This window comes from Oscillospiraceae bacterium (assembly GCA_015067255.1).
Classification (GTDB): Bacteria; Bacillota; Clostridia; order Oscillospirales; family SIG519; genus SIG519.
In genome coordinates this window covers 34073-60059 of sequence record SVMS01000008.1, presented here as the reverse complement: position 1 = coordinate 60059, position 25987 = coordinate 34073, and the positions used below count along the sequence as shown (strand labels likewise).

General features: G+C 33.2%; 26 protein-coding genes. 6 read left to right on the top strand and 20 right to left on the bottom strand.

What is annotated here, in order from left to right; genetic code table 11:
- Window positions 1-1380 (bottom strand): sialate O-acetylesterase (locus E7480_03315; protein ID MBE6903617.1); only part of this gene is annotated, 1380 nt, incomplete at its 3' end.
- 449 nt (window positions 1381-1829) lie between these two features.
- Between E7480_03315 and E7480_03310 the strand changes: the two genes are divergently transcribed.
- Both E7480_03310 and E7480_03305 read left to right on the top strand, forming a co-directional pair.
- A complete protein-coding gene (locus E7480_03310) occupies window positions 1830-2789 on the top strand; it encodes a tyrosine recombinase XerC (GenBank protein ID MBE6903616.1) in 960 nt (319 codons plus the stop codon).
- 63 nt (window positions 2790-2852) lie between these two features.
- Window positions 2853-4166 (top strand): aspartate kinase, encoded by a 1314-nt coding sequence (locus E7480_03305; protein ID MBE6903615.1) that lies wholly within the window; start codon window positions 2853-2855, stop codon window positions 4164-4166.
- A 48-nt stretch (window positions 4167-4214) separates the two neighbouring features.
- On the opposite strand, the gene E7480_03300 is transcribed toward E7480_03305, so the two are convergent.
- The 15 genes from E7480_03300 to E7480_03230 all read right to left on the bottom strand — a co-directional run bounded on the left by E7480_03300 (window position 4215) and on the right by E7480_03230 (window position 19782).
- Window positions 4215-5720, bottom strand: a complete 1506-nt coding sequence (locus tag E7480_03300; GenBank protein ID MBE6903614.1) for a DUF3794 domain-containing protein — start codon at window positions 5718-5720, stop codon at window positions 4215-4217.
- A 62-nt stretch (window positions 5721-5782) separates the two neighbouring features.
- Window positions 5783-7168 (bottom strand): cysteine--tRNA ligase, encoded by a 1386-nt coding sequence (locus tag E7480_03295; GenBank protein ID MBE6903613.1) that lies wholly within the window; start codon window positions 7166-7168, stop codon window positions 5783-5785.
- A gap of 20 nt (window positions 7169-7188) precedes the next feature.
- The gene (cysE, locus tag E7480_03290) at window positions 7189-7839 is read right to left on the bottom strand and encodes a serine O-acetyltransferase (protein MBE6903612.1); all 651 of its coding nucleotides are present in this window, start codon (window positions 7837-7839) and stop codon (window positions 7189-7191) included.
- 9 nt (window positions 7840-7848) lie between these two features.
- The gene (pgsA, locus tag E7480_03285; protein MBE6903611.1) at window positions 7849-8517 is read right to left on the bottom strand and encodes a CDP-diacylglycerol--glycerol-3-phosphate 3-phosphatidyltransferase; all 669 of its coding nucleotides are present in this window, start codon (window positions 8515-8517) and stop codon (window positions 7849-7851) included.
- Complete coding sequence (rimO, locus tag E7480_03280) at window positions 8510-9835, bottom strand: 30S ribosomal protein S12 methylthiotransferase RimO (GenBank protein ID MBE6903610.1); 1326 nt, start codon at window positions 9833-9835, stop codon at window positions 8510-8512. Before rimO ends, pgsA begins: the two co-directional genes overlap by 8 nt.
- A gap of 47 nt (window positions 9836-9882) precedes the next feature.
- Window positions 9883-10350, bottom strand: a complete 468-nt coding sequence (locus E7480_03275) for a regulatory protein RecX (GenBank protein ID MBE6903609.1) — start codon at window positions 10348-10350, stop codon at window positions 9883-9885.
- Window positions 10350-11441, bottom strand: coding sequence for a recombinase RecA (gene recA, locus E7480_03270; protein ID MBE6903608.1), 1092 nt, complete (start codon window positions 11439-11441; stop codon window positions 10350-10352). The genes E7480_03275 and recA overlap by 1 nt, the downstream gene beginning before the upstream one ends.
- A gap of 104 nt (window positions 11442-11545) precedes the next feature.
- Complete coding sequence (gene prmC, locus E7480_03265; GenBank protein ID MBE6903607.1) at window positions 11546-12385, bottom strand: peptide chain release factor N(5)-glutamine methyltransferase; 840 nt, start codon at window positions 12383-12385, stop codon at window positions 11546-11548.
- On the bottom strand, window positions 12382-13347 hold the full coding sequence (locus E7480_03260) for a DUF1385 domain-containing protein (GenBank protein ID MBE6903606.1): 966 nt from the start codon (window positions 13345-13347) through the stop codon (window positions 12382-12384). The genes prmC and E7480_03260 overlap by 4 nt, the downstream gene beginning before the upstream one ends.
- Window positions 13348-13368: 21 nt before the next feature.
- A complete protein-coding gene (locus E7480_03255) occupies window positions 13369-14244 on the bottom strand; it encodes a phosphatase PAP2 family protein (protein ID MBE6903605.1) in 876 nt (291 codons plus the stop codon).
- Window positions 14245-14260: 16 nt separating this feature from the next.
- Complete coding sequence (locus tag E7480_03250) at window positions 14261-15679, bottom strand: HAMP domain-containing histidine kinase (protein MBE6903604.1); 1419 nt, start codon at window positions 15677-15679, stop codon at window positions 14261-14263.
- A 34-nt stretch (window positions 15680-15713) separates the two neighbouring features.
- The gene (locus tag E7480_03245; GenBank protein MBE6903603.1) at window positions 15714-16406 is read right to left on the bottom strand and encodes a response regulator transcription factor; all 693 of its coding nucleotides are present in this window, start codon (window positions 16404-16406) and stop codon (window positions 15714-15716) included.
- 42 nt (window positions 16407-16448) lie between these two features.
- Complete coding sequence (locus E7480_03240) at window positions 16449-17762, bottom strand: hypothetical protein (GenBank protein ID MBE6903602.1); 1314 nt, start codon at window positions 17760-17762, stop codon at window positions 16449-16451.
- A 21-nt stretch (window positions 17763-17783) separates the two neighbouring features.
- Entirely contained in the window at window positions 17784-19415 is a 1632-nt protein-coding gene (locus tag E7480_03235; protein ID MBE6903601.1) for a DAK2 domain-containing protein, read from the bottom strand.
- A 19-nt stretch (window positions 19416-19434) separates the two neighbouring features.
- The gene (locus E7480_03230; GenBank protein ID MBE6903600.1) at window positions 19435-19782 is read right to left on the bottom strand and encodes an Asp23/Gls24 family envelope stress response protein; all 348 of its coding nucleotides are present in this window, start codon (window positions 19780-19782) and stop codon (window positions 19435-19437) included.
- Window positions 19783-20002: 220 nt separating this feature from the next.
- Between E7480_03230 and E7480_03225 the strand changes: the two genes are divergently transcribed.
- On the top strand, window positions 20003-20530 hold the full coding sequence (locus E7480_03225; protein ID MBE6903599.1) for a QueT transporter family protein: 528 nt from the start codon (window positions 20003-20005) through the stop codon (window positions 20528-20530).
- Here E7480_03225 and E7480_03220 read toward each other — a convergent pair.
- From E7480_03220 to srtB, 3 genes are read right to left on the bottom strand one after another with little or no spacing between them, the layout of a single operon-like run.
- The gene (locus E7480_03220) at window positions 20466-20948 is read right to left on the bottom strand and encodes a nucleoside deaminase (protein MBE6903598.1); all 483 of its coding nucleotides are present in this window, start codon (window positions 20946-20948) and stop codon (window positions 20466-20468) included. The genes E7480_03225 and E7480_03220 overlap by 65 nt on opposite strands.
- Before the next feature lie 38 nt (window positions 20949-20986).
- Window positions 20987-21982: a CPBP family intramembrane metalloprotease gene (locus E7480_03215; GenBank protein ID MBE6903597.1), complete on the bottom strand. Its 996-nt coding sequence runs from the start codon at window positions 21980-21982 to the stop codon at window positions 20987-20989.
- 18 nt (window positions 21983-22000) lie between these two features.
- Entirely contained in the window at window positions 22001-23182 is a 1182-nt protein-coding gene (gene srtB / locus E7480_03210; protein MBE6903596.1) for a class B sortase, read from the bottom strand.
- A gap of 212 nt (window positions 23183-23394) precedes the next feature.
- Between srtB and spoIVB the strand changes: the two genes are divergently transcribed.
- Window positions 23395-24468, top strand: a complete 1074-nt coding sequence (spoIVB, locus tag E7480_03205; protein ID MBE6903595.1) for a SpoIVB peptidase — start codon at window positions 23395-23397, stop codon at window positions 24466-24468.
- Here the strand turns inward: spoIVB and E7480_03200 are convergent.
- On the bottom strand, window positions 24429-24890 hold the full coding sequence (locus tag E7480_03200) for a hypothetical protein (GenBank protein ID MBE6903594.1): 462 nt from the start codon (window positions 24888-24890) through the stop codon (window positions 24429-24431). The two genes, spoIVB and E7480_03200, sit on opposite strands and share 40 nt — an antisense overlap.
- 309 nt (window positions 24891-25199) lie before the next feature.
- Between E7480_03200 and E7480_03195 the strand changes: the two genes are divergently transcribed.
- Window positions 25200-25685: a DUF177 domain-containing protein gene (locus E7480_03195; GenBank protein ID MBE6903593.1), complete on the top strand. Its 486-nt coding sequence runs from the start codon at window positions 25200-25202 to the stop codon at window positions 25683-25685.
- 36 nt (window positions 25686-25721) lie between these two features.
- On the top strand, window positions 25722-25904 hold the full coding sequence (locus tag E7480_03190; GenBank protein MBE6903592.1) for a 50S ribosomal protein L32: 183 nt from the start codon (window positions 25722-25724) through the stop codon (window positions 25902-25904).
- Window positions 25905-25987 lie beyond the last annotated feature (83 nt).

The window sequence follows — 25987 nt, the reverse complement described above, 5'->3', positions numbered from 1 at the left end:
ATTTGATGCATTGTTAAACTTCAATACTATATTTGAACCTTGCTTTGTTGCACTCTTAAACAGTGCGGGCTTAGGTTCGTTTTTACCAAATACAAGATTAAGCATAGCAGAAGCAGCACGCTCTGCAGCAGGCTTTTTATCCTGAGGATGAATATTTCCTTTTTCACCCAAGTCAATATTAACTGTATAAGCGCAGTTTTCTAATTTGTTGCAAACGTTTTTCTGTGCTTCACGTGTTGCAGGCCAATCTTGATTAATTTCATAACCGGGAAGCTGAACAATTACAAAAGGAAGATTAGGTGCATTCAAATAATTTCTCCAACATTTGATAAATGTTTCAAGATTTTTTTCATAGGTTGCGGCAGTAGAGCTTTCTCCCTGATACCAAACTGCTCCGTGGAAAGTATATTTTAAGAAAGAATAGAGAATAGTATTATAAAGCTGGCCGGGAGTATGCTGATAATAAGGTGTAGAAATAGATGTATTTTCGTTATTAAGCTTAGCAGCATCGGTTTCAGTAAGCCAAGCAGCTAAAGAGGAGTCCGACATAGCACAGGTAACAACACCGATAGGAACATTAAGCTCTTTATACATTTTTCTTGAGAACCAACTGCAAAAAGCACTCATTCCGGGGAAGGTACCGTTACTTGTAACATACCAGGTACCTTGATATTCTTGAGGTGTTTCTGTGCGTTTGCCAATAGGCTGCGTATTAGTAAAACGTATCCATTGATTTCCGCCGTCAGTTGCCTCAGGTGGCTGAGTAGACAACTCAACATTAAAGAATACCATATTGGACTGTCCGCCCATAAGGAAAACTTCACCAACAGCAACATTTCTAATGGTTTTCTTATATTTTCCGTTATGTATTACAATTTCATAAGCTTTTTTTGAAGCTGCAGGAGTATTGACTTTAAAGGAAAACTCACCATTGTTACATTGAGTATAGTATTCTTTACCGTTAAAAATAAGAGTAAGCTTTTCTGAACCTTCGAATTTACCCCAGATATTTATAGTAGAATTTTGCTGAATAACACAAGAATCGGTATACATTTTAGGCATAACAAATTTTGAGGATTCGGTTAATGATGTATTACCATTTGAAGTAGTATTTGAAGAAGGGGAGGAAGACGAGCTTGTAGGAGTCGAGGAAGTTCCCTGAGAACTATTATTGCTATCAGAAGAATATTGAGTGTTTTCGGAAGAACTTTCAGTAGTGTCTGAAGCAGAGCTTGAATTTTCAGAAGAAATATCATCAAGTATACCCGAAACAGGAATGCGCTCATCGGACGTGTCTTTTTTAGAATTTGCACAACCGGAGATAATTAATAAAACAGATACAAAAACAATAAACAATGATAAAATTTGTCTCTTTTTCATTTTGATAGTTTCTCCTTTAACTTATTTTATATTTATATTATATATTTGTAAAAATTATATGTAAATGGCGAAAATTATACTTTTATAAAAATTTATGTTTTTTTATATAATTTATAAAGAGAGTAGTACATATTTTTTAATATATATAATTATACAAAATGAATATTTTGTATAATTTGGGGAGGAGCAAAACCTAAAAAAGCTTAATATTTGGAAGAGTATATATATCTTTTTATAAAATTATATGGTATACTATTATTATAATAAGGTATGTATTTATTACAGAGTGATAATTTGATAAATTGTTTTCTATTTATAACTTTTATTTTCAATTTTGCTTTTTCTTTTTTAAAATCATTGATTGTAAAAGTTTTTTGAGCTTTTCCTGTCGATAGAAAATTTTTAAATGATAGAGTGTATTATTCAAAAAATCTGAGAGGAGTTATTTTATGAAGCGTATTGAAGAAATGCCGGAATTACTAAGAGATTTTCTTGTATATATGGAAACCATTAAAGGTAAATCTCCAAAGACTGTTGATGAATACTATCTTGATTTGCGAATGTTTTTTAGATATATGTTAATAATTAAGGGTGTATTCTCCCGTGATGATGACTTTTCAAAAATACCTATTAAAGAGATCGATCTCCCATTTGTTAAAAAAATAACAATATCGGATATTTACGATTTTCTCATATATTTATCTTCAAAAAATTTAAAAGCTACTTCCAGAGCCAGAAAAATATGTGCTATTCGTATGTTTTTTAAATATCTTACAAATAAAAAGCAGTTATTAGAGGTTAATCCTGCTCAAGAGCTTGAAACACCTAAAACTAAATCCTCTCTCCCCCGCTATTTATCCTTGGAGCAATCTATTGATTTACTTAAATCTGTAGACGGAGAAAACAAAGAACGAGATTATGCTATTTTATTGCTATTTTTAACCTGCGGACTTCGTCTTTCTGAATTAGTATCTTTAAATTATAACTGTATTAACGATGACGGTAGTATTCTTATTTTAGGTAAAGGAAATAAAGAACGTACTGTATACGTTAATGATGAATGCATCAAAGCTGTAAATGCATACAAGCTTAAAAGACCTATAGATGGTGTAAAAGATAAGAATGCTTTGTTTTTAAGCAAACAATTAAAACGTATAAGTCCCAAAACTGTTCAATGGTTAGTAAAAAGATATATAAAGCTTGCGGGTTTAGATGAAAGTCAATTTTCAGTACATAAGCTCAGACATACGGCGGCAACTTTGATGTATAGAAATGGTGTAGATGTTCGTACTCTTAAAGATTTATTAGGACATCAAAACTTAAATACTACACAAATTTATACACACGTAAGCGATAATGAACTAAAAAAAGCAGCAGATTTAAATCCTTTATCGCATATAAAAAAATAAATATTTACTTTTTAAAAATATTGTTGTATAATAGTATAATTGTAAAGGGAATGGTGATTATTTATGAGTATTAAAGTGGTTAAATTCGGAGGAAGTTCTCTTTCCGAAGCAAAACAATTTAAAAAAGTTTATGAAATTATAAAGGCAGACCCTTCTCGTCGTTTTGTAGTGCCTTCAGCACCAGGAAAACGTTTTGATAATGACACAAAAGTAACTGATATGCTTTATAATTGTTATGAGCTTGCTTCAACAGGTAAAGAATACGAGCCTGTATTTCAACAAATAAAAAGCAGATATAACGAAATAATTGAAGAGCTTGGCTTAGAGCTTAGTCTTGATGAAGAGTTTGATATAATCAAGGGTGCATTTTTGCATAAGGCAGGTAGAGATTATGCTGCAAGCCGTGGAGAATATTTAAACGGTATTATTCTTGCTAAATATCTTGATTTTGAGTTTATTGATGCTGCTGAGGTTATTTTCTTTAATGAGAACGGAACTTTCGCCGATGAAAGAACAAACAGCGTTTTAAGAGAAAGACTTTCGAGAATTGAATATGCTGTTATTCCGGGATTTTACGGAAGTATGCCTAATGACACAATCAAAACCTTTTCAAGAGGCGGCTCTGATGTAACAGGTTCTATTGTTGCGAGAGCTGCTATGGCAAATCTTTATGAAAACTGGACTGATGTATCAGGATTTATGGTTGTAGACCCTCGAATTGTAAAAAATCCTGCAACTATCGGTACTATTACTTATAGAGAGCTGCGAGAGCTTTCATATATGGGTGCAACTGTTTTACACGAGGATGCTATTTTCCCTGTAAGAAAAGGACAAATTCCTATAAATATCAGAAATACAAATAAGCCCGATGAAGATGGCACAATGATTGTTTATACATCTGATAAAACAAATGAGAATGTTGTTACGGGTATTGCGGGTAAAAAAGGATTTAGCGTAATAAATCTTGAAAAAGACAGAATGAACAGCGAAATCGGCTTTGGAAGACGTGTTCTTGAAGTTATTGAGGAAAACGGTATTTCCTTTGAACATTTACCCTCAGGCATTGATACTATGAGTATAATTGTAAGCTCTGCCTCTGTTGAAGGTAAGGAAAAGAAGCTTTTAGACGACATTCTTATGGCTGTTCATCCTGATAAGGTTGATATTGAAACAGGACTTGCGCTTATTGCAATAGTAGGAAGAGGTATGAAAAACTCAAAAGGTACCGCTGCAAAGCTTATAAATGCTGTTGCCGAAGCAAAAATCAATATAAAAATGATTGACCAGGGTTCAAGTGAAATGAATATCATCTTAGCAGTAAATGAATATGATTTTGAAAGTGCAATTAAATGCATTTATAATGCTTTTTTTGAATAACACATATAGTGAAAGCAAGCTGTCAAAAGACAGCTTGCTTTTTTAAAATTATGGGATTATAAGCATTTTATCATAGGACAAAACTTCGTTATCAAGCTCATTTAAGGATGCTATCTCGTCAACTGTTGAACAATAACGCTTTGCTATATTCCATAGATTCTCGCCTTTTTTAGCAAAATATAAAGTTACAGCATATGCTTTTTGAGAATTATCAGTGTTGTCAGAGTCCTGCATTCCTGTAATTGCTTCTATATCATTACCCGAAAAAATCATACCAGTCAATGACATAGAAATTCTTATTTCAGCTTCTTTGTCTAAGGCTTGACAGTCTGCAGATATAATTTCTATATCAGGTTCAAAGCGCAGCTTGCGATAGCCTTCTTTTATTTTTATAGGTCTTTTAAAATTAAATTGCTTTGAAGAGGTTAAAAGCTGCATATCCGAATTGTAATATAACAGTGTTACATCAATTATGCCTTCAGCTATAATCTCATTATTCTCTAAAGAGATTTGAGAAATTGATGCGGTAGGATATATATCAACTGTTTTTAAAACATCAACATTTTCAAAAGAAAGTCTTTCTATAAATTCTTCATGTACATTACATACAAGGCTTTCAATATAAAGCTTCTTTCTTGAAAAATCATAAGCTTTTTTTGTTGAATATGCGTCGGTAACAACCGAACATTGAGAATTAGTATAGGCTCTTACCAATGCTCTTGCTTCAATGTCAACCGATAATAATCCGTTTTCACCTTTTTCGTTTTCTTTAAGAATGCACATACAGTCACAAACTGAATATTTTATGTCGCATACAGTGTGTTCGTTTGTATTTTCAATATCTATTATTTGTGTAAAAGGAATTTCACCTTCGTTTTGTGAAATTTCTCCGTTTATATCAACATAAAGAGTTGTTATGTAGGCAGTGCCTCTGACAACTATTTTATCATTTAAAAGTTTGTTTTCGTCGCAAGCTATTCTAATATTGTTTTTTAGGACGCTTGATGCTGATAAACCCGATATTTCAATATTGTCAGAAATCAATACAGGTTTTACTGTATGAGATACTACGTTAAATAAAGGATAATCACAGCAACGGGTTTGAATTTCATTATTTTGTGGCTCCATTATTTCAATTGGAGTGTATTCAAACACTTTTGCTCCCATATAAAGCTGTGTTTTGGGAGATAATTTTCTTGAATTAACAACTCTGCATAAAGTGTTTTTAGTAATGGGTTTTAATAATATATATGAGTTATCAGAAATTCCTTTTATATCAAAAGTCAAACTGTATTCATTTGCATAATTTATACAATTTAATATATCTGTTCCTTCTGAAATATAAAAAACTCTGAATTCAATAAGACCTTCAATACTCAAAGTATCTTCACCAATAATCTGATTCTTTATTCTTGGAACAGCCTCAGCTTTAATAACTCTGGAAATATCCTGACAGTAATCGGGAAGCAAAAATTCACATTCAATTATTTTTTCTGTCATACCGTCAAAAATAGCACCGCTTGTTTTTATCTCCATTTCTTGCACCTCTTTCATATACTTCTACATTAGTATATTGAGGTGAAAATGAAAATATGACAAACGGTGCTAATATTATTTTATACTCTTTTCCATTTAACTCCGCTGGGAGTGTCTTCAAGAATTATTCCTTGGGATTTGAGCTTATCTCTTATTTCGTCAGCTGTTTTAAAATCTTTGTTTTTTCTTGCCTGCTGTCTTTGCTCAATCAACAGCTCAATTTCATTGTCCAAGTCATCATTTTTTTGATTTCCTAACAAGCCTAAAACATCAGCAAGCTCTTTATACAGCTTCATAATATTTTCTAAAGCCGATTTAGAATATTTGTTTTCGGAAATAGCAACATTGATATCTTTCGTAATATCGAAAAGAACTGATACAGCATCAGCGGTATTTAAATCGTCATCCATAGCATCGCAAAAACGTTTTCTGTAGCCTTCAAAGCTTGAAATATCACTTTCTCCGTCATCAGTAGCTTTTTCAATAGCAAATTTTAAAGATTCAAGACAGTTATATAATCTTTCAAGAGCTGATTTTGAAGAAATAATAATATCTTTAGAAAAGTTAATAGGGCTTCTATAATGAGCGCTTAACATAAATAATCTTATAACTTCATATCCGTATACCTGAGCAATTTCTCTTACTGTAAAAAAGTTATTTAAAGATTTTGACATCTTTTTATTATCAATGTTTATATAACCATTATGCATCCAATATCTTGCAAATTGACAACCGTTTGCAGCTTCAGATTGTGCAACTTCGTTTTCGTGGTGAGGGAAAATAAGATCTTTTCCGCCACAATGAATGTCGATAGTTTTACCTAAATATTTGTTAGCCATAGCGGAGCACTCTATATGCCATCCGGGTCTTCCCTCTCCCCAAGGAGAAGTCCAATGAGGCTCCCCTTCTTTTGCCTTTTTCCAAAGAGCAAAGTCTAAAGGATTTCTTTTTATCTCGCTAACGTCAATTCTTGCACCGCTTTCAAGCTCCTCAATGGGCTGTCCTGAAAGCTTTCCGTAATTTTCAAAGCTTAGAGTTGAGAAATATACGTCTCCGTCAGCCTCGTAAGCATAACCGTTTTCAATTAAAGCGCTTACGGTTTTTATAATTTCGTCAATATGCTCAGTAGCTTTTGGGTGTACTGTTGCTTCTTTTATACCTAAACCTTTTGCGTCAACAAAATACTCGGCAATAAAACGTTCGCCAAGCTCTTTTACAGTTATTCCTTCAGCATTAGCATTTTTTATCATCTTATCATCAATATCGGTAAAATTTTGAACGAAATCAACCTTTTTACCGGTGTATTCCAAATACCTTCTTAAAGTATCAAAAATTATGAAAGGTCTTGCGTTTCCTATATGAAAATAATTGTATACAGTAGGTCCGCAAGAATATATGGTTATATGGTCATCATTTAAAGGGATAAATTCTTCTTTTTTCTTTGTTTTAGTATTATAAATTTTCATTATCGGGTGCAATCCTTTCTTTACTTATCCGATATAATATCTTTTGTTGCTTTTTCAAGGTGATCTATTCTTATAGAGAGCTTACATAGCTCTTGTGAAACAGGATCGGGAATATGAATTTGGTCAAGGTCACTGCCTTTAGGAACTTTTTTGCCGTCACGTACAACAATTCGTGCAGGAACACCGACTGCGGTACAGTTGGGAGGCATATCAAAAAGTACAACTGCATTGGCTGCTATTTTGCAGTTATCACCTATATTTAAAGGTCCTAATACTTTAGCGCCTGCGCCTACCATAATGTTATTTCCTAATGTAGGGTGACGTTTTCCTGTATCTTTACCGGTACCTCCAAGAGTTACTCCTTGATAAATAGTACAATTGTCTCCGATTTCAGCGGTTTCGCCTATAACAACACCCATACCGTGGTCAATAAAAAGACCTTTTCCTATTTTTGCGGCCGGGTGAATTTCTATACCTGTTCTATTTCTTGATTTCTGAGAAATAAATCTTGCCAAGAAAAATAATTTATTATTGTAAAACCAATGGGCTAACCGATAACTCGCAAGAGCACGAACTCCGCTGTATAAAAATAAAACTTCAAAAAAGCTTCTTGCAGCAGGGTCACGTTCCTTAATTTTGTTTATATCCTCTCGCAAGGTTTTAAAAAGCATAAATTTGCCTCATTCCTTTTTAAAAATTGAAAAGAAAGTTTTAAGATATGGGAAAAGTGAAAGTAAAGTAATAATTGCTGCAATCCATACCATTATTTGTCCGTATATAGGGAAATGAACAAAAGCAGCAAAGAAATAAATTATTAAAGCTGCTGTTTGTGAACAGGTTTTTACCTTACCCCACATTTTTGCGGCAACTACAACTCCTTTTTTGGCAGCAATAGAACGCAAAACAGTTACTAATATTTCTCTTAATACAATTATAGACACGGGAAATATCATAGCTAAAGGCTTTAACCACTGTGCAAATTCCCAGGGCCACTGTACCTGATAGTCAAGCAAAAAGAATGAAATCAATGTACCCAAAATAAGAATTTTATCAGCAAGAGGGTCAAGCATTTTACCTTTATCGCTGACAACGTTATATTTTCTTGCATAATGGCCGTCTAAATAGTCAGTAATCATAGCTAAAACAAAAATAACACCTGCTATTACTATAGAAAAAGAGTTAGCGGTATCAAGAGCATCTACCATAGCTTGACCGAAAGAAGTGTTTCTGTATAAAGAAAAAGGAAATAAATCAGCAAGCCTTGCAGAATACAATAACAGAAATACAATTACAGGAGTTAAAATAATTCTTAATATACAGAAAAAATTCGGGATATTTTTTTTATTCATCAATAAATTCTCCTAATATATCATATTCCAAAGTATCAGTTACCGTTATTGATACAATATCTCCAATGTTGTGCTTTTTGGAAGATTTAAAAAATGCTTTACCGTCAACCTCCGGAGCATCTGCATAGGTTCTTCCAAAATAAAGCTTTACGTATTTATCGTATCCTTCTATAATAACCTTTTCTTTTTTGCCAATTTGATTTTCAAGAATTTGTGTACTTATCTTTTCCTGCTCAAGCATCAATAATTCCTGACGGCGTAATTTTTCGTCATTTTCAATTTGTCCATCCATTTTAGCAGCAAGAGTACCCTCCTCTACCGAATAACAAAAAACACCTAATCGCTCAAATTTTATGTTGTTTATAAAATCCATCATTTGAGCAAATTCTTCTTGTGTTTCAGTGGGAAAACCTGTAATAAGAGTAGTACGAAGCACAAGACATTTTATTTTACTTCTCATTTTATTGATTAAAGAAGTTAAAGCTTCAACGCTGCCCTGCCTGTTCATAAGCTTTAAAATACGTTCGTTACAGTGCTGAATAGGCATATCTATATATTTAACAATTTTGGGATTGTTAGCAATCTCATCAATCAATTCATCGCTCATTCTTTCAGGATAAGTATACAAAACACGAATCCATTCAAGGTTGTTTATTTTTGAAAGTTCTTTTAAAAGTTCAACGAGCATGGGTTTATTATAAATATCAGTTCCGTATTTTGTAGTATCCTGAGAAATTATGTTTAATTCTTTTACTCCGTTTTTGACAAGCTTTTCAGCTTCAGATACTATGCTTTCGATTTTACGGCTTCTGAATTTTCCTCTGATTATAGGAATAGCGCAGTAGGAACAACAGTTGTCGCAACCCTCTGAAATTTTAATATATGCCGTATAAAAAGGAGTAGTTACAAGCCTTTCACCATCAATACAGTGATTTTCTCTTTTATCAAAGCAACAATATTTTTTATTGTTCATAACCTCTTTTATGGCTTCGACAATATTTAGATAGCTTCCTGTTCCTAAAAAAGCATCAACTTCAGGAATTTCGTCAGCTATTTCATCCTTATACCTTTGAGCAAGACAGCCTGTAACAATTATTTTTTTAACTCTGCCTTCATTCTTTAAAGCAGCTACCTCAAAAATATTCTCAATAGCTTCTTTTTTGGCATCCTCAAGAAAACCGCAAGTGTTGATAACAACAACATCAGCATCGCAATACTCACTTACAATTTCTATTCCTGCTTCTTTTATTTTAGCAAGCATAAGCTCAGCATCTATTAAATTTTTAGCGCAACCAAGTGATATACAACCTACTGTCATAAATATTTCACAATGCAAATGTTATTTGCACTAATCCTCCGTAATGTTTATTCTTCATCAGAAAAATTGTTTATAGCAGATTTAATTTCGTCAAAATCGTATCCCATTCTTATAAGCTTATCGGAAATTCTTTTTTTGACTTTAAAATCAGAGATATCCTGCCCTTTTATATATTTTGAAATCAATGAATTTAAATCGTTGGGATTTTCCTCGCAAATTTCAAAAACAACGTTTTCAGCAAGCTCTTTATCTACGCCTCTTTTAGTAAGCTCAAAAACAACACGGCGAACCCCATATTTTTTAACCTCATATAGCTCTCTTGCTTTATCCTGAGCATACCGTTCATCGTTTATATATCCTACATCTTCAAAAAAATCCACCGTTTGCTCGGCAATTTCTTCGCTTACACCTTTTTCTAAAAGCCTTTTATAAAGAGAAGCTTTTGAATGGTCACGGTATGTAAGAATATTGGCGGCTTTTTCTTTTGCTTGCTCAAAGGTTATTCCTTTGCCCATTATTCAAAATCCTTATCTAAAATATCGTCTTCAAAATCATCAACATCTACATTAGGAGCTTTTTTTACGGGATTGATGGCTTTAACAGTATCTGTATTTTCTTCAGCATTTTTTAATGATGCCATTGTTTTTTGTTCAATTTCTAAAGCAAGCTCTTTGTTTTCTTTGAATAACTCTTTTACCTTATCTCTACCTTGTCCAAGACGCATTTCGCCGTAGCTGAACCACGCACCGCTTTTCTTGATTATTTTTTGCTCAATAGCTAAATCAATAAGCTCTCCAACTCTTGAGATGCCTTCGCCGTACATAATATCAAATTCAGCAGTTTTGAAGGGAGGAGCCATTTTATTTTTAACAACTTTAGCCTTAGTTCTGGCACCGATAAGCTCTGTTCCGCTTTTAATTGCTTCGCCTTTTCTTATATCAATTCTTACAGAAGCATAGAATTTAAGCGCACGTCCGCCTGTAGTAACCTCAGGATTACCGTAAACAACGCCAACCTTTTCACGTAACTGATTTATAAATATTGCGGTACAATTTGATTTTGCAAGAGCTCCTGCAAGCTTTCTCAAAGCCTGAGACATAAGACGGGCATGCAAACCAACGTGAGAATCACCCATACTACCTTCAATTTCAGCCTTGGGAACAAGAGCCGCAACAGAGTCTACAACTATAATATCAACAGCGGCACTGCGGATAAGAGCTTCGGCAATCTCCAAAGCTTGCTCTCCGTTATCGGGCTGAGAAACTAAAAGAGAATCAACATCAACACCTAATTTTTTTGCATATATAGGGTCAAGAGCGTGCTCAGCATCAATAAATGCCGCTATTCCATCTCTTTTCTGGCATTCCGCAATAACGTGTAAAGCAATAGTTGTTTTACCTGAAGATTCCGGTCCGTATATTTCGATAATTCTTCCCTTAGGTACACCGCCTATTCCAAGAGCAAGGTCGAGCATAAGGCTTCCTGTAGGAATAAAGTCTACATTCATAGAAGTCTTATCACCTAATTTCATTACAGCGCCTTTTCCAAAATCTTTTTCAATTTTTTCAAGTACAGTTGAAAGTGCTTTAGCTTTTCCGTCTGTCATTTTTATTCTCCGTTCTGCAAAATTTAATCTGCAAAAATATTTTAAATTTTAATAGAAAAGATATACTTTCCTATTCATACTATTATACACTGTTTTCAAGAAATTTACAAGAGTTTTGCTGAGATTACTCTATCTATTTTATTATAATCTTTAAATGTTCTAATTTGAGAAAATCCGTTTACTTCAAAAAGTTTTACTATTTCTTCAGCCTGTCCTTCTCCACATTCAAAACACATATATCCGCCTTTATTTAAAGCATTTTTCCAAAGAGGGATTATTGCTTTATAAAATTCATATCCGCTCTCTCCCCCATCAAGCGCCAAGTGTGGCTCATAATCTTTAACTTCAGACTGTAAAGAAGATATTACCTGAGTTTTTATATAGGGAGGATTTGAGACTATTATATCATATTTGCCGATAGCGCTTAAAAGTACGTCGTGTTTTTTTGCAATAAATCTATCACAGCTGTTTAAAAACGCATTTTCTGTTGCAAGTTCTATTGCAGCATCTGAAATATCATATCCTTGCGTAAAAAGCCCCTTAGAATAATGGCAAAGAGAAATTCCTATACAACCGCTGCCTGTACAAAGGTCAGCACATTGTGTAAAGTTATTTTGCTTTACAACCTCCAATGCGCATTCTACAAGGGTTTCGGTATCTTGTCGAGGAATAAGGACTCCGCTTCTTACATTAAAGTCAAGAGACATAAATTCCCATTTCTTTAGTATATATTGCAAAGGTTCATGCATTTTTCTTCTGTTCACAGCATCGTTTAAAAGATCTTCCTGACTTTGAGAAAGTTCTTTTTGAGCAAAGTCTATATCAAACGGATTAAGCTTTAAAAGCTCTTTGAAAATTTCACGCACTTCATACGTTGAATTTTCTATTCCGTTTTCTTTTAGCTCAGTTGATGCTTTTAAAAAAGCTTCTTTTGCATTTATCATTTATCTTCCTCTTGATTTTCAGGAATTACAGCTCTAAGTGATGTTATTGCAACTTCAATTTGTGAATCATCAGGTTCTTTAGTTGTAAGTCTTTGTAGCCACAAACCCGGTGCAGATATTATTCTTGTAAAAATATTATCATATTTTCCTGCAAGTCTTATAAGCTCATAGCTTATTCCTGCAATAACGGGTAAAAAACAAAGCTTTGTAGGGATTCTTAATAAAATGTTGCTCCACGGAATTATAGGCAAAGAATAAACAATAATACCAACAATCATTACTAAAAATAAAAAGCTTGTTCCACAACGAGGATGAAATCTGAGATTGTCTCTTACATTTTCAACAGTTAAATCCAAGCCTTTTTCATAAGTAAAAATTGTTTTATGCTCTGCCCCGTGATATTCAAAAACTCTGCGTATATCTTTCATATGAGATACAAGAGCAAGATAAGTAATAAAAATAGATATTCTTAAAATACTTTCAATTATTGTTTTTATATAATTATTTAAAGCAAAAGGCAAAATTGCATTTATTCCTGCCGTAATCAAGGTTGGCAGTATTGTAAATAGTAATACAGAGAAAAGAACTCCTAAAACAACAGAAACATACATAATTACGTTAAATAGCTTGCCACCTGTAATTTTTGTAAGCCATTGTTCAAATTTTGAAGGCTCTTCCTCCTCTAAATCATCAAGGCCTGAAAGCTCTGCAGAACGGGAAATAGTTTTATAGCCTATAATCATACTTTCAATAAAGCTCACAACACCTCTTATAAAAGGAAGTTTAAAAAACTTGTTCTTTTTACTTGCAGGTGTTATTTTAATTTCTTCAGTAACAATTTCACCGTCAGGAGTTCTGACTACCATAACAGTTTTTTCAGGGCCTCTCATCATAACCCCTTCCATTACGGCTTGACCGCCTATCGAAGTCTTTTTTAAGATACACTCTTGATTTTTACTCATTTTTTTATCTCCGTTAAAATATCAATCTATATTTTTCAAATATTTTTTTATAACAAAGGGAAAACCTGCGGCAATCCAAAATCCAATTAGAAAATAGCGAATACACACAAGTATATGGCTTATAGCTCCTGTAGTTGCTATAAGAGAAAAAACAGCTTTTAAACCACCTTGTATAATAAGGGCTACTGCTATTCCCAAAACCATTTTTAAGACTTGTTTTTTAACTGAACCCTTACTGTCAAAATCGATATATTTTTCATTTATAGCCATACCCAAAAAAGCCCCGAAAGAAATACCGAAGGTTTTAAAAGTATCTCCTAAAAAAGAGGTATCTAAAAAAGCAACACAAAGAAATGCCGGTAAAGTATATATCAAAATAAGCCAAGGACTTTTAGAAACAAACTTATTATACGTAAACATCACAAATGCAGAGCTTGCAGAACCGATTATTAAAGCAAAAACAACGTCATAAACAGTATGAACACCAAGATATATTCTTGAAATTCCCACTAAAATTACCGCTGCAAAGCATAAAAACTTAAATATTCTTTTTAGATGAAATCCTAATGTTCCGTAAACTACAGTAGCAAGCTGAGTATGTCCGCTCGGAAATGAATAACCTGTAGCGGCAGGAACTGCTTCTTCAACTACTCTTAATTTAGGGTCATTTAAATTAAAAGGTCTTTCTATTTTAAAAATGTTTTTAAACATATTATTAGTAGCCAAGCTAAAGGTTACAGACGCAGCAAAAGGATAAGCAAATTTTTTATCGGTACACCAATAAATAAAGCCTAAGAGAACTATAACTAACATTGTTTCAGAAAGCTTTGTGATATTAAGAAAGAAAAAGTCAAGATATTCATTAGCAAAGCTTTGTAAAAAATATGTAACTTCCACAATTAACCTCCGTGATTTATTCTTCGTCTGTTGTTTCTAAAGGTAAAACAATAGTAACAGTAGTACCTTCATTTTCTTTGCTTTCGATAATAAGCTTACCATTGTGAAGCTTCATTATTTCGTCAGAAAGCGCAAGACCAAGGCCTGAGCCTCTTTGAGAATTCGGCCCTTTTACAAATCTTTCTTTTGCTTTAGAAAGAATTTCACTAGGTATTCCCTTTCCAAAATCACGTACAAATACTTTTAAATAAGCATCTTCTTCTTTTGCAGTGATTTGGATATTTCCTTCTTTTTCAGAATGCTTGATTGAATTATCAATAATATTTATAAGAACTTGTTTTAATCTGTCAGGGTCTCCCACAACAGACGGCAGCTCTCCTTCGGGGATATATTCGATTATTATTCCCTCACGTCTTGCTCTTTCTGCCATTATATACGTTGTTTCAATCAATATCTGTCCGATATCAATACGCATCATATTCATAGAAAGACGGCTGTTTTGCATTTTAGAGAAATCCAAAAGTTCTTCGACCATTTTTGTAAGTCTTTGAGCTTCATCGTTTATAACGTTAAGACCGTGTTCGACAGTAGGAGCATCTATAGTTATATCACAGCCTAACATTGTTTCACTCCAACCTTTTATCGCAGTCAAAGGAGTTCTGAGCTCGTGAGAAATTGATGAAATGAAATCATTTTTTATTTGCTCTGTGTTAGCAAGCTCGTGAGCCATATTGTTTATTGAATCAACAAGCTCTCCCATTTCATAGGAGTAATTGTTATCAAGACTAACAGTTAAATTTCCTTCTGCTATTGCTTTTGTAGCCTCGGTAATTTTTGAAAGAGGTTTTACAAATGAGTTGACATAATAGCTTCCCGAAAAGAAAACAAGAGCTAAAATAAACAGACATATCGCTATCGAAATCAGAATAACAAGAATAATATAATTATTTAGCTTTTCCAATGAAACAACAAAACGTGCAATAGCTCGTATATTTCCCGAAGAGTCTTTAAGGCCTACAGAAACTGCCATTATATCTTCATTGGTTTCAAGGTTTTTACCCGTATAAGAAGCGCTTGAAAGCCACATAGCTTGTTCAACATCAGGTGTTTCAAGAGCATTTATAGGGATATATCCGTTAGAGGACGATAGAATTTTGCCGTTTAAATCTACAATTTGGAGTTCAAATTTATCCTTGTCCTCAAAATCCTCTGTGAGCTTTATAGCGGCGCTGTAAAAATCGCTTGATTGGTTTTTATAATATTTATTAAAAAATTGAGCTGTAACAGTTGCCGTTGTTGTTATTTTTTGATTTACACTGTCTTTATAATAGGTAGAGATAACAATTGAAAAGACTACTTCAAAAGCTATAAGAAAAATTAAAATTATTCCAAAAACATTAAAAAGCCAGCTTTTTGTTATGCTTTTAAAATTCATTGTTATCCCTCCTTTTTTAATAATAAATTTTATATTATACTTCCCATTTATATCCGTATCCCCAAAGAGTATGAATATATTTAGGAACTGATGGGTCGTCTTCGATTTTCATTCGTAATCTTCTGATGTTTACATCTACTATTTTAAGTTCTCCGAAATACTCTTTTCCCCAAACCTTATCCAGAATCTCTTCTCTTGAAAGGGCTTTCTTAGAATTTTCCATAAATAACTTCATTATTAAAAATTCAACTTGGGTTAAATCTTTTTGGATATTATTTTTAAGTAAAATTCTGCTTCGTAAATTTAAAGAAAAAGGTCCGTCTTCAAGAATTTCATCAACTTTTTGTTGAGGTGATTTTATATTTACTCTACGATAAAGCGAATCAACACGTGCAGTAAGCTCAGAAGGAGAAAATGGTTTTGGAATATAATCGTCAGCACCTGTCATAAGGCCTGTAACTTTATCCATCTCCTGTGCCTTTGCAGAAAGAATTATTATACCAACTGTATTGCTCTTTTTTCGAATTGTATCACATACAGTAAAGCCGTCAATTCCGGGTAGCATAACGTCAAGAATAGCAATATCAATATCGGGATTTGAATTAAAAAGCTCTATTCCCTCTTCACCTGAAGATGCTTCTATAACTTCGTATCCGCTTCTTTTTAAGTTAATTATTACAAAATCACGTATTATTTTTTCGTCTTCTACAATTAGTACTTTTTTCATAATTAACAGAGACATTAAAAATGTTCTCCTGCACCGCCTTTTTTATTTTTGAATGAATGTTGCTTGAAAAAAGTTGTTTTCTATATATGCCGGCGTAATTGAAAGCATTGAAGAATATTGAGAGAGCGGGTCATAAATATAAAGAGCAAAAAGACGTTCTTCATTTCTTTTAAGAACAGACCAATTAACTTTATTTTCTTTTTTCTCCCAATCTTCCGGACTTAAAGAATAAATTGAAAACAAGTTTATTTTTTCTTTGTTTTCGTTTTGTATATAGAAAGTAATTTGATTTCCTGTTTCTTTTATAGCATTTACTTTTCCCAACCATTTTTCAGGAAAAACCAAAAAGTATTTTTCGTTAGGATTGATAATGGAATACATATTATGATTAAATGAGTTACCTGAAAAGCTGAACCATTCGATTATTCGCATATTTTCGTTGCCCTGTTGAATTGTTTCGTTAGGTTGTATCGCTTTTGAAATCTCTGTTACTCCGTCATTATCAATATCTTGAATATAAGGATAACCGGCTCTTTTTAACAACGAATCAAAAAGTGTTATATCGTTATTAAGAGTAAGGTTTTTGATTGTTTTATTATCAAGAGAAATAATTTCAGTGAGATTATTTACGTTGTCCAAGGTTTCGCTTATAAAAAACGCAGGAGAGGCTTCTGTTTTTCCAAAATAGATATTTGTAATAGCTGTTGCCTGAGAAAAAAGATTACACTCACTGACAACTGTCGGTAAAGAGTTATCGGCAACAATTAAGCTTGCTTTATTACTTTTTTCTTTATTCAAAGAAATTGTTAAAATTTCATTTTGCGGAGTTATATTTATGTAGTTATATTGGTGAGTTAAAAGTTCTTTTTCAGAAGAACCGGAAATATCATAGACAGAAAGTCCCTTTGAATCTCCGAATTTTGTAGAAACACCTATAACAATTTCTTTCCTTCCATCTCCGTTGTAGTCAATAAACTCGATTATATCAACGCCTATGCCTGTTATGGAAAATCTGATAAGCTGAGCCCAATGACCTATACTGTTCTTTAAAACGAGAATATGCGCCACTGAATCTCCTGATTGTGGCGCATAAACAGCTATAGCCTCCTGCTCTTCATCGGAGTCTATATCCATAAAATTTATTGTATTGCGGAAATTACCCTTTGCAGGCTGCAAGAAGGTTATTTCACTTCCAACGAGCTTATAAATGTCAGACTTAAGCTCTTTCATTTTTTCGGTAGTTTGAGGCGGAACCAAAAAGCCGGACAAATCATCAACAGAATTACAGCCCGACATAATAAGAATAACTAAAGCACATAATACATACAAAAGTTTTCTTTTTAAAAAAAGCTCCACTTTATACTCTCCCAAATTGCTTTATTCCGCAGAAATAATATAGTAATAAATAGGTTGTCCGCCGTTAATTGTGTTAATATCACAATTTAAGGAATTGATAAGTCTTTCGTTTACAGCCTCTGCTTGTTCCTCGTTAACATCAGAACCATAAAACAATGTAACATATCCTGCCCCATCTTTTGTAAGTTCTGCAGCAACCTTATCAATACAGATATCAATATCTTTTTCAACAAAGGTAACTTTATTTTCTATAAGACCTAAAATTTCCCCTTCTTTGATTTGATGACCGTCAAATTCGGAATCTCTTGCAGCAAATGTTATCTGACCTGTTTTTACTTTTTCGCAAGCTGCCATCATTGCCTGTGAATTTTCTTCTTTTGATGCATCGGGGTTAAACTCCAACATAGAGGTTATTCCCTGAGGAATTGTTTTTGAAGGAATAACAACTACTTCCTTTTGGGCTATTTCTGCCGCCTGAGAAGCCGCCATTATAATATTTTTATTATTCGGTAAAACAAATACAATTTCTGCAGGAACTGAGTTGATAGCTTTTATAAGGTCATCTGTGCTGGGGTTCATTGTTTGACCGCCCTCAACGATTTTATCAACACCCAAATCAGAAAAGACAACACTCAACCCTTCGCCTGCACATACAGAAACAAAGCCAAAGGTTTTCTCAGCCTGTGCAACCTCATCCTCTGTTGTATCAGCTTGAGTCTCTGCCTGTCCGGATGCTTGTTCGCTGTGTTGTTCTTTCATATTTTCTATTTTGATTTTTATGAGAGAACCGTTTTTCAAAGCTTCTTCAAGCACTTTTCCGGGATTATTGGTATGAACATGTACTTTTATAATATCGGTATCGTCAACAGCAACAACGCTGTCACCTATCGTATATAAAAACTTTTTAAAAGATTCAGCATTAGCTGATTCTGATTTTTCAATTAAAAACTCGGTACAGTATGCAAATTTAATATCCTCAGTGTTGAAGCTTTGGAAATCTGCCTTTTGCACTGTCTGTTCAGAAGCTTCTTGAGCTTCTATTACTACTCCGTCACGCAAAAAGCTAAGCATACCGAAATATATTTCAAGTAGGCCTTTTCCGCCTGCATCTACAACCTTTGCTTGTTTGAGAACAGGAAGCATTTCAGGAGTTTTATCAAGAGTTTCTGAAGCTGTATTATATACAAGTTCAAAAAGCTTTGTTGTGTCGGTAATTTTATTTGCGTTTTCCAAAGCCTTCTGAGCAGCAACTCTTGCAACTGTTAAAATAGTTCCCTCAGTAGGCTTCATAACAGCACCGTATGCAGCTTTAACACCACTGTTAAGAGCATTGGCAAAACCGATTGAATCAACCGATTTTACACCCTTTAACTCTTTTGAAAAGCCTCTGAAAAGTAATGAAAGAATAACACCGGAGTTTCCTCTTGCGCCTTTAAGTAAGGCAGTTGCAACTTTATCTGAAACAACACCGATTTCATCACTATTTATTTTTTCAAGCTCTGCACGTGCCGCACAGATTGTCATAGACATATTTGTACCTGTATCTCCGTCAGGAACAGGAAAAACGTTAAGGTCATTAATGGACTGCTTTTTATTATCAATATTATTAGCAGCCGATATTACCATTTGCTTAAAAATAATACCGTCTATCATTTCTAAAATAACTCCTGTCTTAATTTTTGATTGCATCAACATAAACATTGATTTTTTTAACGTTAAAGCCTGTAGCTGTTTCAACAGCATAGCTTACGTTGTGAGTGATGCTTTGAGTAATAGCGTTGATGTTTATGCCGTAGGAAACTACGATATGCATATCAATAATAATTTCATTATCTTCAAATTTAACAATTATGCCCTTTTCAATATTTTCAAAATTTAAAATAGTAGCGATACCGTCAACAGCATTTTTTGAAGACATACCCTTTACGCCAAAGCTTTTGGTAGCAGCATTGCCGGCAAGAATAGCAACAGCTTTATTGTCAACAAGAATTTCGCCGTAATTGTTTTCGTATTTTAACATTTGAATTACCTTTCCTTTCTTGAATATATAAAAAATCAGTAAATTTATTTTGCTATTTAACTAATATATTTTAACTCATTTTTTAATATTTTACAACTGTTTTTTATAATAATCGGGATTTTGTCCTTATTTTTCTTGCAAATGTATAATATTTGGTATATAATAACGATTGTGCGAGGTGACATAGCACTATTTTTATTCGAAAAAAGGAATGTGAAAAATGAAAAAAAATGTGCATTTTCTCGCAAGAACTGCAATTGTATGTGCTCTTTATGCAGTGATGACTTTAAGCTTTGGTGTTATAAGCTACGGACCTGTTCAATTCAGGCTTTCAGAACTGCTTTTACTTTTGTGTTTTTTAGACCCAAGATACATCTTAGGAGTTACCTTGGGCTGTTTTTTTGCAAATTTATTTGGGCCCTATGGCATTGTAGATGCTCTTTTTGGCTCGTTACATACCTTGATATCTACTGTATTTACCGCCCTCACTCCATTTATAATCAAAAACAGAAAAATTCTTTCTTTGATTATTTCAAGCCTTTGGGCAAGTATTTTAAGCTTTATTATTGCTTTTGAAATGGTGTTTGTATTTACAAGTGAAGAAAGCTTTTGGTTTTGGTATTTCTTTGTTGCCTTAGGAGAGTTTGTGGTGATTTCCGTTGTAGGTGTTCCCTTTTACTCTGTTATTTTAAAGAATCAACGTCTTTGCAACGCTTTGAAATTCGAAGCTTACAAAAAAAATCACTGAGAAGCTGAGAGCATTCCTCCTGCATTACTCCACCCACCGTTTCGGGCTTATGGTTGTAGGGTAAATCAAATAATTTAATTACAGAATCAACAGAGCCTGCTTTATAATCATATGCGCCGAATACTACTTTTTTTATTCTTGAGTTTATTATAGCTCCTGCGCACATGGGACACGGTTCAAGGGTTACGTACATTTCACAATCCTCAAGCCTCCAACCGCCTAATTTTTTACATGCTTTATCTATTGCAATAATCTCTGCGTGCTTTAAAGCGTTTTTATTTATTTCCCTTTGGTTTTTTCCTCTTGAAATTATTTTACCATCTTTAACAATAACCGCCCCGACCGGAACTTCACCGAGGAGGGCGGCTTTTTTTGCCTGTTCAATGGCTTTTTTCATAAAAAAATATTGTTTTTCCATTATGCAATACACTCATTTTTAGATTTAACGTTGTTTATTTAAAAGCTTGACAATATTACGGTTATAAAAGAAAATATCAACAAAATATAAAACAACGGACGTTTTAGCATAGTTTTAAAGCATTCTGAAAAAGAACAAGAATCTTCATCCTTATCTATACCTATTTTATTATTTAAGACAAAAACAATCAGCGTTATTGCGCCTATTAAAAGAAGGGTAAGATTTGTAATACTTGAAATTAAAACGAGTAGATTTTCGTTTTCAATTACCTTTGATAAAAACTCAAAAATTACACTAATAGAATTATTGAGGAAATGAACAATTATACCAATCCATATTGAGTCAAATTTAATAACAAAATATCCCATTACAAGACCTGCAACAAAGGCATATGGAATTTGATAAAAGGTTCCGTGCATCAATGAAAATAAAAGTGCAGAGAAAACGATAGCAAAGCTTTTGGAATATTTTTTCACAGAGCCTAACACAACGCCTCTAATTGCAAATTCCTCAACCAAAGGCGGAATAATTGCCATATGAACAAAATAAAGCACAATACTGCCAATAGAACCCGTATTCATTTCTGTTATAGGATTATTGACACTTATTCCAAAGCTTCCTAAAAAGTTTATAATAAAATTTGTTATATAAGAAGCGACAAACGAAAAACCTATTGTAATAAAAAAGGCATAAAACACATGAGAAAATTTAGGTTTTTTAAAGCTAATAATTTCTCTCATAGGATATCTTCTGGCAGCGGAAATACTCAAAAAAGGAACTGTAAAATAAAAAATATATAAAAGCATATTTATCAAAAGGCCGTAAATATTATCGGTGGATAAAACATAATTTACCGCATTTTGTGCATCATAAATTCTATTGGTGTAAAATGCTGATATGATTGTCAATGCAAGGGAAATTAAAATAAACAGAACATTTCCGATAATGGTGAGAAGTAAAATTCCTGTTATTCCCGAATTTATATCCTTTTTCAATAAATATTTATTTAAATTGTTCTGAAAGTTATTTTCCATAATATACACCTTTTTTATTTATGTTTCCTCTGAGCCAATGCCTTCCGAGGAAGAAATATCAGAGCTTTCCGTTTTTTCGGAAGAACTTCCTTCAGGGTCTTGTGATGGTTCGGAAACCTCAGAAGAGCTGCTTTCCTCTGAAGATGTAGAATCCGACGAAGCTTCTTCAGAGCTTGAGTCGGGTTGTGAAGATGATTCCTCTGAAGATACATCTGAAGAAGAGCTGTTATCTTCGCTTTCGTTGGGTTTTGAAATTTCACTTGAAGCACTGCCAGATGTATCGGAAGAAATATCAGAAGAAATTTCGGAAGAAATATCACTTGATACATCAGACGATGAAGATTGTGAATTCTCATCAAAAGAAGGATAGATACTTTCACTTTTAATAAGCTTACCGTGAACAACTAATCTTTTGCTAATGTTATAGCAGGTAGATAAAGTTATTATTTTATCATCTGATGTTGCATCTGCTTTAAGGGTGGGAATTGTATTCCTATCATTTAGAGATTGAACAAATTCTGAAAAATCCTCTTCCCCGCTAAAGCCTGTTTTTATGTAATTGAAATCAACAGTTGTTACATAAATAGAAAAAATCTGCCATACAGTTTTTTGAGTTGCTGTATTTAAAAATATAAAATGATTTGTCTTTACATTATACCACCAATCATCACGGCAGAAAGTCAAAGAGCCAAACATACTGTAATCCATTCTCTCGTGTCCGTAAAGAATAGTGTTGTATCCCAAATTATAAAAATTACATCTGAAATCTCCGAAAACCCAGCCTGCTTTGTTTTCATTTTTATTAAAGTCATGTGTAAGGTAAAAATCGTTGTCGTCTGTTTGTACAACAGGATAATCAACATTAGTTCCCATAACCTTAATCCACGCAACAGTATCGGCATTAAGATTTTGAAGCTCGTCTATATCGGTTGTTAAAAATTTGATTTTTGAAACGTCAACTTCCTCTTCTTCGTTTTTAATCTCTTGATTTATAAGCACCTTATCTTCATTTTTGTTGCCCATTTCAATCAATGTGTTTTTTAAATCGTCTGTATTTTTATTTTCATAAAACCAAACAGAGATATTATACACGGAAAACAAAAACACCGTTGCACATATTATAAGCGCTATATTCAAAACAGTTTTACCTGCTAAAAAACTGTTCATTTTCGAAAAAATAGTTTTAAAATCAATTTTCATATTAAAAATCCTTTTGCAACAAAGATATATAATAATAGATATAATAACAGATTTTAGTGTTAAAAGCAATATATAAATTATTAACAATAAATTGATTTTTGTAGATTTATCTCTTGAGGGAAAACTATTTTAAGAAAGAAGGTGATGATATTAAAAAAAGATATTTTTTTCTCTTTTTATGTGCTCTTACTATTTTTAGCACAAATTTTTTCATGTTAAATAATAAAGCTGAAAATAAACTTGACGACGAGGCTCAAACAGCATTTGGACAAATTTTTTCAGCTTCGATTTTTGAAAACGAAAACATTTTTTCAAAGGATAATAATATTTTTTTCTCAAACCCATTAAACGATTCACAAAAACAGCAAAAGAAATTAATGGTAGGCGGACAAGCATTTGGAATTAAATTTTTTACTCAAGGCGTTATTGTTGTAGGAATGACAAATATTATAAGTAACGGAAAAGAAACAAATCCCGCTTATTCGTCAGGAATAAGAATAAGAGATATAATTACAAAAATAGACGGAAAAGAAATAAATACTATAGAAGATTTTTCAAGAATCATAAACGCATCTCCTGACAAAGAGTTTGTTTTAACAGTTTCAAGAAACAATTCTGTTTTTGATATAAAGTTAAAGCCTGTACTGTCAGACGATGATAAAAAATATAAAATAGGTGCCTGGATAAGAGACAGTACTGCAGGAATAGGCACAATAACCTTTATTGATACTCAAAACGGTACCTTCGGAGGATTGGGACACGGAATATATGATGTAGATACAGGAAACCTTATGCCTCTATCCTCTGCTGACGTATATTTAGCCAGTGTAACAGGAGCTATAGCAGGACAAAAAGGAGTACCTGGAGAATTAAAAGGTGTTTTTCTCGAAAATAAAAAGCTATCTAATCTTTATAAAAATACCGAATGCGGAGTTTTTGGAAAAATAGAAGAAGCTTCAAATCAAGATGTTTTGCCCATAGCTTCAAAGAATGAAATAAAATGCGAAAAAGCACAGATAAGATGTACTTTGAACGGTACAACACCGGAATACTTTGATATAGAAATTATATCTTTATATAAAAATTCAGTAACAGAAACAAAAAATATGCTTATTAAAATTACCGACAAAAAGCTTTTAGAAATAACAGGTGGAATAGTCCAAGGAATGTCAGGCTCCCCTATTGTTCAAAATGGAAAGCTTATCGGCGCAGTTACACACGTTCTTGTAAACGACCCAACAAAAGGCTACGGAATTTTTATTGAAAATATGTTAAAAACAGCGTAAGGTATTACAAAGAAATATAAAAGCTCATCGTTTGACAGCGATGAGCTTTTATATTGAATATTATAATAATTTGTAAACTTGCTTTTTAAAAACAATTCGTTTATATGAATGTTTCCATGATAGTCAATGCCTTCTATAACCAATCGCCAATGTTTATTGGGAGCCGGCTTGTCAACATGGAAAATGTTCTCAAACTGCCACCAACGTGACGGAACCCATTCACAAGCCAAACTGTTATTTCCGTAATATGGATCAGGGATAACGCCGTGTTGCTTAAGAATCGTGTAGACATCACACGGATATTCTATCGACATGGTTTTGGTAATACCGAGAAGCGGGATACCGGTTTCGACACTTTTATTTAAAATAGTTGCATAGGGCCAGTATCCTGTTACCGACCAATCCTTTAAATTTATACGCATGTTGCCAACAACCGATAAGTAAGCAAAATACACGCATATATCACTACAAAATTTATATTAAAAATTGGAGGTTAAACTGATTGAAAAATAAGCAGTGCTATAAAGCTTGAGGTATTTGACATAGCGCCTACCAATCCATATTGACAATTTTTTATACTTATGTATGCAAATATACCTCAAGAATTAAAAAGTTTTTTACCTAATATAACGAATATATTGAATTGTTGAAAAATAAGTAAAAAAATCAGTTGACAAATTACTTAAAAATATGTATAATATTTGCTGTATCAGAATGAATGAGGTGGTTTCATGCCGTATTCTCTGTATGAGTTGCTCAAGATTGAAGGCTCTGTTCTTGAATTTGAGGATTTTTGCAATATGCAAGACGGTGTGTTTCCCGACGGCTCATATTTTAAAAGCCCTGTTCCCTATAAATGTGTTGTAAAAAACTATTCGGGTACTTTGGTTCTTACTTTAAACTGTAAGGCTGAGTTAATCAGCTATTGTGACAGATGTCTTGATGACATTGTTTGTCCTGTAGAGTTTGAAGTAGAAGGAGAGGTTTCCTTCTCACCTACCGATGACCCTGATAAATTTTACGCCAAGGACGGCATGCTTGATGTCAGTGAGCTTATTGTGGATTATCTGAATTCTTCGATACCCATGAAAAAGCTTTGCAAAGAGCATTGCTTAGGGCTTTGTCCTGTTTGCGGAATTAATCTTAATCATAGTTCTTGTAGCTGTGAAACAAAAGAAATTGATCCCCGGCTGGAGAAGCTCAGAGATTTATTTTAGTAATTATTCTCTGAATTTTTAAGGAGGTGTCAAATAATGGCAGTACCAAAGAGAAAGGTTTCAAAGGCAAGAAGAGATAAAAGACGTTCTAACGTTTGGAAGCTCGATGCACCCAATTTAGTTAAATGTTCCCATTGTTCCGAGTTGATTATGCCGCATAAGGTATGTCCTGCTTGCGGATACTACGACGGAAAAGAAGTTGTAAAAAAAGAAGCATAATCTGAAGGTTAAGCCTTTAAGCCGCAGTATTTAAGATATTGCGGCGCTTTTTTTGATTATGCTCTTACGCTTCGGAAAGGAAA

Excerpts from the sequence above, each read along its gene's own strand:
- E7480_03200 (MBE6903594.1), bottom strand. The coding sequence starts at position 24,890 with ATGCGTATAAATTTAAAGGATTGGTCGGTAACAGGATACTGGCCCTAT.
- E7480_03230 (MBE6903600.1), bottom strand. The coding sequence starts at position 19,782 with ATGTTAAAATACGAAAACAATTACGGCGAAATTCTTGTTGACAATAAA.
- E7480_03195 (MBE6903593.1), top strand. The coding sequence starts at position 25,200 with ATGCCGTATTCTCTGTATGAGTTGCTCAAGATTGAAGGCTCTGTTCTT.
- E7480_03220 (MBE6903598.1), bottom strand. The coding sequence starts at position 20,948 with ATGGAAAAACAATATTTTTTTATGAAAAAAGCCATTGAACAGGCAAAA.
- srtB (MBE6903596.1), bottom strand. The coding sequence starts at position 23,182 with ATGAAAATTGATTTTAAAACTATTTTTTCGAAAATGAACAGTTTTTTA.
- E7480_03305 (MBE6903615.1), top strand. The coding sequence starts at position 2,853 with ATGAGTATTAAAGTGGTTAAATTCGGAGGAAGTTCTCTTTCCGAAGCA.
- spoIVB (MBE6903595.1), top strand. The coding sequence starts at position 23,395 with ATGTTAAATAATAAAGCTGAAAATAAACTTGACGACGAGGCTCAAACA.
- pgsA (MBE6903611.1), bottom strand. The coding sequence starts at position 8,517 with ATGAATAAAAAAAATATCCCGAATTTTTTCTGTATATTAAGAATTATT.
- E7480_03300 (MBE6903614.1), bottom strand. The coding sequence starts at position 5,720 with ATGAAAGAGGTGCAAGAAATGGAGATAAAAACAAGCGGTGCTATTTTT.
- E7480_03250 (MBE6903604.1), bottom strand. The coding sequence starts at position 15,679 with ATGAATTTTAAAAGCATAACAAAAAGCTGGCTTTTTAATGTTTTTGGA.
- E7480_03310 (MBE6903616.1), top strand. The coding sequence starts at position 1,830 with ATGAAGCGTATTGAAGAAATGCCGGAATTACTAAGAGATTTTCTTGTA.
- E7480_03225 (MBE6903599.1), top strand. The coding sequence starts at position 20,003 with ATGAAAAAAAATGTGCATTTTCTCGCAAGAACTGCAATTGTATGTGCT.
- E7480_03235 (MBE6903601.1), bottom strand. The coding sequence starts at position 19,415 with ATGATAGACGGTATTATTTTTAAGCAAATGGTAATATCGGCTGCTAAT.
- prmC (MBE6903607.1), bottom strand. The coding sequence starts at position 12,385 with ATGATAAATGCAAAAGAAGCTTTTTTAAAAGCATCAACTGAGCTAAAA.
- recA (MBE6903608.1), bottom strand. The coding sequence starts at position 11,441 with ATGACAGACGGAAAAGCTAAAGCACTTTCAACTGTACTTGAAAAAATT.
- E7480_03260 (MBE6903606.1), bottom strand. The coding sequence starts at position 13,347 with ATGAGTAAAAATCAAGAGTGTATCTTAAAAAAGACTTCGATAGGCGGT.
- E7480_03190 (MBE6903592.1), top strand. The coding sequence starts at position 25,722 with ATGGCAGTACCAAAGAGAAAGGTTTCAAAGGCAAGAAGAGATAAAAGA.
- E7480_03245 (MBE6903603.1), bottom strand. The coding sequence starts at position 16,406 with ATGAAAAAAGTACTAATTGTAGAAGACGAAAAAATAATACGTGATTTT.
- E7480_03275 (MBE6903609.1), bottom strand. The coding sequence starts at position 10,350 with ATGGGCAAAGGAATAACCTTTGAGCAAGCAAAAGAAAAAGCCGCCAAT.
- E7480_03295 (MBE6903613.1), bottom strand. The coding sequence starts at position 7,168 with ATGAAAATTTATAATACTAAAACAAAGAAAAAAGAAGAATTTATCCCT.
- E7480_03215 (MBE6903597.1), bottom strand. The coding sequence starts at position 21,982 with ATGGAAAATAACTTTCAGAACAATTTAAATAAATATTTATTGAAAAAG.
- rimO (MBE6903610.1), bottom strand. The coding sequence starts at position 9,835 with ATGACAGTAGGTTGTATATCACTTGGTTGCGCTAAAAATTTAATAGAT.
- cysE (MBE6903612.1), bottom strand. The coding sequence starts at position 7,839 with ATGCTTTTTAAAACCTTGCGAGAGGATATAAACAAAATTAAGGAACGT.